Raw genomic sequence first — 12,365 nt, forward strand, 5'->3', positions numbered from 1 at the left:
AATATGAAATCAATCCGCCTTTTACTCGCATTAATTCTATCAAGTTTCGTTTCTTTCGCTCAACAAATGAAGCGAATTGAAATTCTTTCAGGATCAAATCAATTGGAGACTTTCTCTATTCCAATTGGAGAAAAAGGAGTGATTGTTTTAAACCACATGGGGAAATCTGAGTTTGTGATCAGAAAATTCGATACAGAATTAGAACAAGTTTGGACAAATCACGGAAGCGTAGACGCTAATCTTGATTATGTGACACATTGCTACGATGGAAAATTTTTGAATTTGTTATTTAGTCGCTACAAAAGCAATAATTATTACATAGTTCGGGTTAATCCTCAAGATGGTAAATTAGAAAAATTTCAAATTTTCTCTGTTGAAAAAATGGAAATTTCGAATTTCAAAGCATTAAATGAATCCTTATTTATTGGTGGAATTGTCAATAACAATCCGGTTATTTTATATACGAATTTAAGCGAGAAAATAACCCGAATTCTTCCCGCCGTGGTCAATGGAGAAGCAGAAATTCAATCGATGGATTTAGACACGGTACAGCAACAAATTAATGTAGTTTATTCCGTGGGTAAAAAGGCTAAGAACTATCAATTGATCTTAAAGTCTTTTGATGAAGATGGAAATCAATTAGGGCAAATTACCATGAATCCAAAGGTAGAATATGCTCAAATGAATGCTAAATCAACACAATTAAATGATTCTCTTCAAGTGGTGGTAGGCACTTACGGTCATAAAAATACCATTGGATCCGGAAGAGGACCTAGTTCACAAGGTTTATATTTTTCTTCTTATTTAGATGGTGAACCTCAAGAAGAAAAATTTCACAGCTTCACGCAATTCAATAATTTTTTCAATTTTTTAGGGGAAAAGCAGAGAAATAAACAGGAGAAAAAAATTAAAACAAAAGAAAATAAAGGCGAAGAACTTCGATTAGATTATCGCTTATTAATGCATGAGATCATTAAAAAGGGAGATCATTACATCATAGTAGCTGAAGCGTTTTATCCAGACTATAAATATGCTAATTATTCGCCATTCGGTGGTAACATGTTAGGAGGGGGATTATTTTCACCTTGGAATATGCTGTATAATCCCTATAGATGGGGATATGGTAATTATGGCCTATATTCTCCATTCTCTAGCTATTATAGTCCATGGGGATATAGAGGTTTTAATTCGTACAGTAATTCACAGCAATTTGATGGATGGATTTATACGCATGCCGTGATTGCAGAAATAGATGAAAAAGGTAATTTAGTATGGGATCATTCTATTGATTTAAATGATATTAAAGAAGATAAATTGATCCAAAAGATAAAAACATCTCTACATGGAGACATTCTTACTTTATCGTACCAAAGGGGTAATTATATCATTTCTAAATATATAACTGCACAAGGTCAGTCTGGAGAGGAAAAGATTCAAGAATTAAGTTCACAAAATGAAGGAGATAAAATTCGCCGTCAAGAAAAATCAGATTTAAACTTCTGGTTTGGCAACAATTTTCTAGCTTCTGGTAATCAAACAATTAACAATTCAGAGGAAGGAAGACGTTCTGTTTATTTCCTAACTAAAATCCCATTGAACCCCTAAAAATTGAAAAAATCAGCTTCTATTGCCATTGAGACACCCGCATTTTGGGGTAAAAACTACGAATTAATTGACTCCGGTGGATTCGAAAAACTCGAGCAATTTGGTGAATTTGTAGTAAGACGTCCAGAGCCTCAGGCAGTTTGGCAAAAATCACTGTCAGAAGAATTCTGGGCTAGCAAGGCGAATGCCTATTTCAAAAAAGAAAAAGGAAGCAATGAGCGTGGTGTTTGGGAGGTAAAAAAGGGGGTGCCGGATAAATGGTACATGCCGTATCAATCAGAGACTTTAGATTTGAATTTTAAGATTTCCTTGTCATCCTTTAAACACGTAGGTATATTTCCTGAGCAAGCGTCGAACTGGGAATTTTTAGCAAAAAACATTCCTTTGTTAAAAACACCGAAGCCTAAAATCCTAAACTTATTCGCCTATACAGGCGGTGCGAGCTTAGCTTGTAAGCAGTTGGGCGCTGATGTCACACACGTGGATTCTGTAAAACCCGTTTTATCTTGGGCAAGAGAGAATATGGAAGTGTCTAAGCTTGATAACATCCGTTGGATGGCAGAAGATGCGCTTAAATTCGTGAAACGTGAAGCGAGACGCGGTAATTTTTACCAAGGTATCCTATTGGATCCTCCAGCCTATGGTCGGGGTCCTGAAGGGGAAAAATGGGTATTAGAAGAGCAAATCGATGATATGTTACGTTCTGTGAAGGAGATATTAGATCCTAAAGAACACATTCTTTTAACAAATGTCTATTCCTTAGGCTTCTCAACCCTAGTGGTAGAAAACTTGATGAAAGGTATTTTCAATGTGCCAGAAAAGGCAGAGTCAGGAGAAATCTATTTGAACGATGAATACGATAAAAAACTCCCCTTAGGAGTATTTTATCGCTATCTATTTCAATCTTAGTTCTTCGGATATATCACGCCTTTAGCAGCTAGAAGCGTATTTTTCATCAAGGAAACGATAGTCATCGGACCCACGCCTTTAGGTACAGGAGTGATGTAAGAACACTTAGGGGCTACCTCATCGAAATCTACGTCGCCTTTTAAAGCAAAACCTGTTTTCTTCGTCGAATCTTCTACACGTGTTAAACCTACGTCGATCACAACGGCTCCTGGTTTAATGTGAGCAGACTTAATAAACTCTGGTATACCCAATGCTGCAATAACAATATCCCCTTGAGAACAAATTTCTTCTAAATTAGTCGTTCTAGAATGCGTTAAGGTAACCGTGCAATTCCCAACGGGATGATTACGCTGCATTAAGATGGACATTGGTAATCCGACGATTTGAGAGCGACCTACTACCACACAATGTTTTCCAGCCGTCTCAATCTTATAATAGGCTAATAAATCCAATACACCTTGTGGCGTAGCGGAGATGTAGGCTGGTAAACCTTTCGCCATACGACCAATATTGATCGGGTGGAAACCATCAACGTCTTTAGACGGATGAATTGTCTCCATCACTTTATCTGGATTAATGTGCTTTGGAAGTGGTAATTGAACGATTAAGCCATCCATATCCGGATTATCATTCACTTTTTGTACTTCCGCTAACAAATCAGCCTCAGAGATCGAAGGGTCAAAACGAAGCAGGGTAGAAGCAAAGCCTAATTCCTCGCATGACTTCACTTTATTGGCTACATAGGTTTCAGATGCTCCGTTATTTCCAACAAGAATAGCCACTAAATGAGGGGCTTTTTGGCCTGCAGCAACCATTTGTTTCACTTCTTCACCTATGGCGACTTTCATCGTTTCGGCTACCATCTTTCCATCGATAATCTGACTCATAATCTTATTTTTTACGTGCTTTTTTAGGTGCTGGAGCGGCATCGCCTAAGGCTAAGCACTCCTCTAAAGATAAATCAGCTGGCTCTGTTCCTTTAGGGATTTTTACATTGCGTTTACCGATTTGGATATACGGGCCATACATTCCATTTACCACTTTAACCGTTTCATTTTCCGCAAATTCCTTAATGAATTTATTCGCTTCCACTTTACGCTTTGCCTCGATTAACTCGATAGCACGAGCTTGATCAATCGTGGCTAAATTATCTGTTTTGGCTAAAGAATAATATTTGCCATTGTGCTTTACATAAGGTCCAAAACGTCCCTTACCAGTCTCAATTAATGCATCCTCAAAATAACCTAATCCACCCGCTTCCGCATCCTTCAATGCTTGGGCAATGACAGCGATAGCTTCATCCATTTCAATCGTAAAAGGATCGTGCGTATCTGGAAAGCTGGTAAACTTCCCGTCAAATTTGATGTAAGGTCCTAATTTACCTGCACCGATAATCACCGGCATATCATTGTGAATACCTACTTCGCGAGGCAATTTAGGGCGTTCTAATAATAATAAAGCCTCTTCAAAGGTCAACGTACTTACCGCTTGCGTCTTCGTTAAATTCGCAAAGACTGGCTTTTCCTCTTCAGATGATTCACCTAACTGCACAAATGGACCAAATTTTCCTAAACGAACAGAAACTAATCGTCCCGTCTTCGGATCTACGCCTAATTCACGTCCACCTCCTACAGAACTCCGGTTGATAGACTTAGAATCTTCAATCGTTTGGTGGAAAGACTTATAGAAGTTCTTCATTAAGACGGTCCACTCTAATTTACCTTTAGCGATGTTATCAAATTCATCCTCCATCTCTGCGGTAAACGTATAATCAACTACGTTTTCGAAGTTTTCCACCAAAAAATCAGTCACCATCGTACCAATATGGGTTGGAAACAATTTTGATTTTTCCGTACCTACTGTTTCTATCGCTTTCGTTCCAGCAATTTCGTTGTTCGAAAGTACCCAAGTTTGAAATTCACGCTCTCTACCTGGACGATCTTCTTTCACCACATAGGCACGCTTAATAATGGTCGAAATGGTAGGGGCGTAGGTCGATGGACGACCGATGCCTTTTTCCTCTAAAGCCTTCACTAAACTAGCTTCCGTATAACGGGGAGCGGCACGTGTGAAGCGCTCTTGGGCTTTCATTTCATCTAATGACAACACTTGACCAACGTTTAAGGGAGGCAACATATCTTTGTTCTCATCCTCCTCTTCGTCATCTTTACCCTCTAAATAGGCCTTTAAAAATCCTTCAAAAGCAATGACTTCGCCTTGAGCTGATAATAACTCAGGCGTAGTTGAAATATCAATTAAAGCAGTCGTACGCTCAATTAAGGCATCCGCCATTTGAGACGCAATTGCCCGCTTCCAAATTAACTCATATAAACGCTTCTCGCGCGCATCACCTGTTATGCTATGATTTGCAAAATCTGTCGGACGAATAGCTTCGTGAGCCTCTTGAGCACTTTCTGATTTCGTTTTAAATTGACGACTATAGTGAAATTTAGCACCATAGGCTGACTCAATCTCCGCTTTTGCCTTATCTCTCGCTTCTTGAGATAACATAGTTGAATCGGTACGCATATAGGTGATACGCCCTGATTCATATAGTTTTTGAGCAACAGACATCGTAGTAGCTACCGCAAAACCTAATTTACGCGAAGCTTCTTGTTGTAAAGTTGATGTGGTAAATGGAGGTGCAGGTGATTTTTTTGCAGGTTTCGTTTCTAAACTCTTAATGCAAAACGCTGCTCCAACACATTTTTTCAAGAAATCCAGAGCGTCATTTTCTCTGGCAAAAGCCTTAGATAATTCTGCTTTCAATACCTTTTTACCAGGTAAATCGAAATGAGCTACCACTTTAAATGTAGCCACTGCCTCGTGATTTTCAATCTCACGCTCGCGTTCTACAATTAAGCGAACCGCGACCGATTGTACACGACCAGCTGATAAACCTTTCTGAACTTTCGACCAAAGCACTGGAGATAATTCAAATCCAATCAAACGATCCATAATACGACGTGCCTGTTGGGCATTCACTAAATCCATATCAATGGTCCTAGGCTGCGTGATCGCTTGCAAGATGGCTGGCTTTGTAATTTCCCTGAAAACGATACGTTTTGCATTATCTTTTAATCCTAATGCCTCTTTTAAATGCCAAGAAATGGCTTCCCCCTCCCGGTCGTCGTCCGTTGCTAACCAAACTTCCTCTGAAGATTTCGCTAGACTTTTTAACTCAGAAATGACTTTCGTCTTATCTGCCGAAACCACATAAGTAGGAGCGAAGTCATTCTCCACATCGATGGCTTTATCTCCCTTCAAAGGTAAATCGCGAACATGACCAAAAGAAGACTTCACCACGAAATCCTTTCCCAAATATCCTTCTATGGTCTTCGCTTTCGCAGGAGACTCGACTATGACTAGATTTTTTGCCATTATGCTGGTTAAAAAATGAAAATCTTAAAATGACCCCAAATATAAGGGCTCTAAATTTAACAAAGAGGCAAAATTCGCCGAAAAGCAAAAAAAATTATTCCGGGATATTTCCGATTCGAATTCTTGAATTGATATTTATTCGAAATCCAATGTAACTAAATTGCCCATTAATGAAGTTAGCAATTGCCTCAAGTCGAAGGATTTTAAACACACCATCTAGTCCATAACCTATTTCATTATATACTAAATTTTGATTCTGTACATAATTAGTATTAGCAATCAAGACTTCCTTTACATACAGTTTTTTCATTCCTAATAAAGGCTTTAACCAAAGATTAGAAAACTGAAAAAAGCTTAATGCTTCTAAATAAGTTCCAGCTGTTGAATTAGCATAATGATTTACATTTAATCGTTGGTTAGAACCATTCGTTAAATTCTGATAATAACCCACTAGACGATGAGAAGCTAACATTTCACCAGCTTGAATTAAATTAAATGTTCCGTTATAATGCTTAAAATCAATAAAATAAGTGGGCTTATTACCGATAAAAGTACCTGCATTAATCAATAAGCCCATTTTAATCCAAGGATTAACCTCAATATTTTGCAAATAAGAAAGCTCTACTTGATTAAAATCAGTGGTAGATCCGTAGATATCTTTCCAACCAGCTCGGTATTTAGCCAAGATAAGGGGAGAAGAACCCCAATCAGTAACCCGGGTATTTGCCCGATAACTTTGTGTTAAAAAAGGTCTAAAACCAACTTGCAATTGAGTAATAAAGGATTTATGCGTTTCAAAACCCGCTTTATCATATTCACCGTTAATCGGATTATTAGACTGATAATCTCGATTCAAAAAATTAATCCAATAATAATTTGTCGTATTATCCATTTGAGAACGCTCCGAATATTCAATTAATGATTTTAAAAAGAATCTTGCAGAAAAGCGTTTGGTTAAGCTGAATGAGGTAAAATTGGATCTGTAGATCTTCATTTGGTTATTCTTAAGAAGCAAAGTCGAAAGTGAATTCATCTCTGGAGAAATGGTATTCTCCGGATTATATTGGGCTACATAATCACCAGAAGTTAAAGCTAAATCAAAGGAATCAGCTCGATATCGTAACCGAACGAATCCAGAATTACGATTTATGCCAAAGGCTCTTCGCCCTAAAACCTCCGCCTCTAACATGCGGTATCTAGCCCAACGTTTTCTAAAAACTAACGCTGTATTAGCTACAAAACCTTCCACCGTATTAAAATTAGAATCAAAAACGGGAGATTTATAGTAGATTTCAAACGGATAAAAATCACGCTTAAAATTTCCAAAAAAGAAAGACTTACTTAAAATCAACTGCGAAGGCTTGAAAGGGGCTACAATAAAACTATCAATCGCAACTTCTTTATTTTTCATTCCAGGTTTATCAACAAAAAACGAAGGATCTAATGAAGTATTAACACCCATTCTTTTGAAATAAACAGAATCAATCATGACTAAATTAGAAGTAGGTCGCTGCTTCCATTTATGTAATAGAGATCCATGCAAATTTGTCAAGAACTGATTAGCAAAAGTTTCATCAAATGCTACTGGAAATAAATTTAAAGTCTCTTTAGGTTTTTTAGGTTCTTCAAATAGACTGGAATTATATGGCCATTCCTCGGGTTTACCTATAGCCTCTTGCTCAAAAATATACTCTCCATCACTTCCTAATAAACCAGCCATTAACCTAATAACTCCCTTTTTTGGTATCCACTTTTCTTGGAAAAATTGATGCTGTAAATCAAATGAATAATCAATTGCATCCGCAAATACGGTACCCTCAAAACGCACAATCCACCCGGATTCATCTAAAGTTAAAGTGCCTTTAAACAAACGATCTCGGCGCATTCTAGGCTCTACATGAAATTGATAACAGGACTTACCATCCACTAAAGTGTCTCCTTTATAATTAAAACGGTAATAGGATTTTGCTTGATAATTGAGTGGTGAAACACAAGAGGTACCTATAAAATCTTGATAAAAATCAGGCCAAAGAAATAAGGTAGGTTTTGCATATTTCTTATGAAAAGTCTCCACAGACTCTATTCCATGTATCATTTGATTTAAATGACCTACTTGAACTTCATCAATCGTTTGATTACCATACCATTGACCCATCTGGATACCTTCTTTAGACGCTAATCGCTTTCTAGCAATTCCAATGACTTGATTAAATCGACCTTTTTCTAGGATCTTAACACGCATCTTGAAGGATCCAATAGCATGTCCATGTTCTTCAGCAGAAAGTAAAGCTTTCTCTAAAATAGAAGCGGGTAAGGGGGATTGCGCTTGACTTTCATTTGGTAAAAAATGAAAAAAACATCCAATCAGCAGGAATATTTTCAAAAAGTTCAAATGAAAAAGGTAAAAAAATGTTAAAATAGTCCTATAATAAATAGGTTAAATCAAGCAATGAAACAAAGTTCCTAATAAAACCTTAACAAAGGAAATGTTCTCCTAAAATAGTGGCAAAATTGAAGCTAATCTATTAATTTTGTGAACATTTTTTACCTAACATTATTACCATGGCCTTTGACATTGAAATGATTAAAGCTGTTTACGATCGCATGCCGGCTCGCATTGCTGCAGCTCGTGCGTTAACAGGTAAACCGCTTACGTTAACTGAAAAAATACTTTATAGCCATTTATGGGAAGAAACAGCTACTGCTGCCTATGCTAGAGGAGCTTCTTATGTAGATTTTGCACCAGACCGTGTGGCGATGCAAGATGCAACTGCTCAAATGGCCCTGTTACAATTCATGCAAGCAGGTCGTCCACAAGTTGCCGTTCCTTCTACCGTGCATTGTGATCACTTAATTGAAGCAAAAGTGGCCTCGACTACGGATTTAAAAGTAGCAGTGGATAAAAATAAAGAGGTTTATGACTTCTTATCGTCAGTTTCTGACAAATATGGTATCGGTTTCTGGAAACCGGGCGCTGGTATCATTCACCAAGTAGTGTTAGAAAATTATGCTTTCCCAGGCGGAATGATGATTGGAACTGACTCACACACAGTTAATGCAGGTGGTTTAGGGATGATCGCTATCGGTGTAGGTGGAGCAGATGCTTGTGATGTCATGGCTGGTTTAGCTTGGGAATTAAAGTTCCCTAAACTAATTGGTGTTAAGTTAACTGGTAAATTAAACGGTTGGACGTCTCCTAAAGACGTTATCTTAAAAGTGGCAGGTATCCTAACGGTAAAAGGGGGTACTGGTGCAGTCGTTGAATATTTTGGCGAAGGTGCAACTTCTATGTCATGTACAGGTAAAGGAACTATCTGTAATATGGGAGCTGAAATCGGTGCTACCACGTCGACTTTCGGTTACGATGCTTCAATGGCTCGTTATTTAGAGTCTACAGGTCGTGCAGATGTCGCTGCTTTAGCGAATGGCGTTAAGGAACACTTAACCGCTGATCCTGAAGTATACGCTAACCCAGAAAAATACTTCGATCAAGTAATCGAAATCGATTTAAATACATTAGAGCCTTATTTGAACGGACCTTTTACACCAGATTTAGCGACGCCTATCTCTAAAATGAAAGAAATGGCAGAGAAAAATGGCTGGCCTACAAAAATTGAAGTAGGTTTGATCGGTTCTTGTACCAACTCTTCTTATGAAGATATCGCACGTGCAGCTTCTTTAGCGAAGCAAGTGGCGGCTAAAGGTTTAAAGACTAAAGCACAATTCACGATTACCCCGGGTTCTGAATTAGTTCGTTACACCATCGAGCGTGACGGATTCATTTCTACCTTTGATTCAATTGGTGCGACGGTATTCTCTAATGCTTGTGGACCATGTATCGGCCAATGGGCTCGTCCAGGAGCTGAAAAAGGGGAGAAGAACACCATTATTCACTCGTTCAACAGAAACTTTGCAAAACGTGCAGATGGTAACCCTAACACGTTTGCTTTCGTAGCATCACCTGAAATGGTAACAGCTTTAGCGATTGCGGGTGATCTAACCTTCAATCCGTTAATAGATACGTTAACGAACGAAAAAGGAGAACAAGTAAAATTAGACGCACCTACGGGAGACGAATTACCTAAATTGGGTTTCGCTGCTGAAGATGCAGGCTACCAAGCTCCTGCAGCGGATGGTTCAGGCGTTCAAGTAAAGGTTTCAGCTACGTCTGATCGTTTACAATTATTAGATCCATTCGCAGCATGGGAAGGATCTGATTTGAAAGGATTGAAATTATTAATTAAGGCCAAAGGTAAATGTACTACAGACCACATCTCCATGGCAGGTCCTTGGTTGAAATACCGTGGTCACTTAGATAATATCTCAAATAACATGTTAATCGGAGCGGTGAACTTCTTCAATGAGAAGACGGACAACGTTAAGAATGCATTGACAGGTGAATATGGTCCAGTTCCAGCTACACAGCGCGCCTATAAAGCGGCTGGTGTAGGAACTATTGTAGTAGGAGATACCAACTACGGTGAAGGTTCATCTCGTGAGCACGCAGCAATGGAGCCACGTCACTTAGGTGTTCGTGCCGTATTAGTGAAGTCATTTGCTCGTATCCACGAAACCAACTTAAAGAAGCAAGGTATGTTAGCCTTGACTTTCGCAAACGAAGCTGATTACGATAAAATCCAAGAGGATGATGCCATCAACATCGTTGGTTTAGGAAGCTTTGCTCCTGAAAATTCATTGACGATCGAGCTTGTTCATGCGGATGGTAGCACAGAAAATTTTGCTGTGAACCACACATATAATGAGCAACAAATCGAATGGTTCAAAGCAGGTGGTGCCTTAAACATCATCCGTGCTTCAGTAAAATAATTTGAAATAGGGGCAAAATTGCTTAATTTTGCCCCTTATTATAAAAAATAAGCCCTAACAATCTCATGGCAGCGATTAACGCAGTTAAAATATTTTCAGGTTCTGCATCCAATTATTTAGCAAAAGATATTGCTAAGTATTATGGAAAAGATTTGGGCGCTGTAACCACTTTAAAGTTCTCTGACGGTGAAATGTCACCTAGTTTTGACGAATCTGTGCGTGGTTGCGATGTTTTTATTATTCAGTCTACTTTCCCTACGGCGGATAATTTGATGGAGTTGTTATTAATGATCGATGCAGCTAGACGCGCATCAGCTCACTATGTAACAGCTGTCATCCCGTATTTCGGTTATTCACGTCAAGATCGGAAAGATCGCCCGCGTGTAGGTATTGGAGCGAAATTAATTGGCAATTTATTGACTGCAGCCGGGGCTGATCGTTTAATGACGATTGACTTGCACGCTGGTCAAATTCAAGGTTTCATGGACTTCCCTGTGGATCACTTGGAAGGAAATGCGATCTTCGTTCCGTATTTAAAATCCTTAAACTTAGAGAACATCCTCTTCGCATCACCCGATGTGGGAGGTGTTGTCCGTACACGTAATATGGCCAAATTCTTCAATGCGGAGATGGTTATCTGCGATAAGCACCGTAAACGCGCTAATGAAATTGCTTCGATGCAATTAATTGGAGACGTTAAAGGCGCAGACGTAGTCTTAGTCGATGACTTAATTGATACCGGTGGCACTTTGTGCAAGGCGGCTCAATTAATTATGGACAAAGGAGCAAATTCAGTAAGGGCGGTTGTCACCCACCCCGTTTTATCAGGTAAGGCGTATGAGAACATTTCTAATTCTGTTTTGACAGAGTTATTAGTGACGGATACGATTCCTCAAAAACAAACGTGTGACAAAATTAAGGTACTTTCGGTCGCTGAGCTTTTTGCCAAAGCGATTGGTCGTATCCGTGATCACGAATCTATCAGTTCATTATTTATTAAATATTAATTCCAACCGTTTCTAGGGGATAGCCTTGCTGCGAAAGACTAGAAGCATTAACAAAAACAAGATGAAAAAATTAGAGATTGTAGGGTTTAAAAGAGCGAATCTCGGTACGAAGAGCGCAAATGATTTACGCAACGAAGCAATGGCACCATGTGTATTATACGGTGGTTCTGAGCAAGTTCACTTTGCTGTTCCAATGATCCTTTTCCGTGAATTATTGTATTCTGCGGATGTGTACGAAGTTGAATTAAACATTGAGGGTACGAAATACCGTGCGATCTTACAAGATGCGCAGTTTCACCCAGTAAACGAGATGATCTACCACGTAGACTTCTTAGAAATTCAAAAAGGAAAAGCAATCAAGATTGCTGTGCCTATTAAAGTAACGGGAAATTCTCCAGGTGTTATCAAAGGGGGTAAAATGGTGCAAAAATTACGTAAAGTTACTTTACGTGGTCAAGCAGAAAGCATTCCTGATTTCGTAACAGTTGATATTTCTGGTTTAGACTTAGGTCAAACAGTTAAAGTAAACAAACTACAGGTAGAAGGATGTGAGATCTTAAATCCAATGTCTAACCCAGTAGCAACAATCGATATCCCAAGAGCATTAAGAGGTAAGTTAACTGCTTAATTTCTCCG

8 protein-coding genes are annotated in these 12,365 nt (G+C 38.7%); 5 read left to right on the top strand and 3 right to left on the bottom strand.

The annotated features are described in order from the left end of the window. Nucleotides 1-3 precede the first annotated feature (3 nt). Together ACRZ9O_RS02035 and ACRZ9O_RS02040 are read left to right on the top strand one after the other, a co-directional pair. On the top strand, nt 4-1,605 hold the full coding sequence (locus tag ACRZ9O_RS02035; protein WP_459455881.1) for a hypothetical protein: 1,602 nt from the start codon (nt 4-6) through the stop codon (nt 1,603-1,605). A gap of 3 nt (nt 1,606-1,608) precedes the next feature. Beyond that, nucleotides 1,609-2,514, top strand: a complete 906-nt coding sequence (locus ACRZ9O_RS02040) for a class I SAM-dependent methyltransferase (RefSeq protein WP_459455883.1) — start codon at nt 1,609-1,611, stop codon at nt 2,512-2,514. Here ACRZ9O_RS02040 and ACRZ9O_RS02045 read toward each other — a convergent pair. The 3 genes from ACRZ9O_RS02045 to ACRZ9O_RS02055 all read right to left on the bottom strand — a co-directional run bounded on the left by ACRZ9O_RS02045 (nt 2,511) and on the right by ACRZ9O_RS02055 (nt 8,278). Beyond that, nucleotides 2,511-3,401 carry a bifunctional 5,10-methylenetetrahydrofolate dehydrogenase/5,10-methenyltetrahydrofolate cyclohydrolase gene (locus ACRZ9O_RS02045; protein ID WP_459455885.1) on the bottom strand — a complete coding sequence of 297 codons (891 nt, stop codon included), beginning with the start codon at nt 3,399-3,401 and terminating at the stop codon, nt 2,511-2,513. The two genes, ACRZ9O_RS02040 and ACRZ9O_RS02045, sit on opposite strands and share 4 nt — an antisense overlap. A gap of 4 nt (nt 3,402-3,405) precedes the next feature. Further along, nucleotides 3,406-5,895: a type I DNA topoisomerase gene (gene topA, locus ACRZ9O_RS02050; protein WP_459455887.1), complete on the bottom strand. Its 2,490-nt coding sequence runs from the start codon at nt 5,893-5,895 to the stop codon at nt 3,406-3,408. A gap of 94 nt (nt 5,896-5,989) precedes the next feature. Continuing rightward, entirely contained in the window at nt 5,990-8,278 is a 2,289-nt protein-coding gene (locus ACRZ9O_RS02055) for a DUF5686 family protein (protein ID WP_459455889.1), read from the bottom strand. Nucleotides 8,279-8,457: 179 nt separating this feature from the next. Between ACRZ9O_RS02055 and ACRZ9O_RS02060 the strand changes: the two genes are divergently transcribed. The 3 genes from ACRZ9O_RS02060 (at nt 8,458) to ACRZ9O_RS02070 (ending at nt 12,357) form a co-directional block, all read left to right on the top strand. Beyond that, nucleotides 8,458-10,722 (top strand): aconitate hydratase, encoded by a 2,265-nt coding sequence (locus tag ACRZ9O_RS02060; RefSeq protein ID WP_459455891.1) that lies wholly within the window; start codon nt 8,458-8,460, stop codon nt 10,720-10,722. A 65-nt stretch (nt 10,723-10,787) separates the two neighbouring features. Beyond that, a complete protein-coding gene (locus ACRZ9O_RS02065; RefSeq protein WP_377978040.1) occupies nt 10,788-11,729 on the top strand; it encodes a ribose-phosphate pyrophosphokinase in 942 nt (313 codons plus the stop codon). Nucleotides 11,730-11,790: 61 nt separating this feature from the next. Further along, on the top strand, nt 11,791-12,357 hold the full coding sequence (locus tag ACRZ9O_RS02070; protein ID WP_459455893.1) for a 50S ribosomal protein L25/general stress protein Ctc: 567 nt from the start codon (nt 11,791-11,793) through the stop codon (nt 12,355-12,357). Nucleotides 12,358-12,365: the final 8 nt, after the last annotated feature.

This window comes from Aquirufa sp. HETE-40SA (assembly GCF_054558635.1).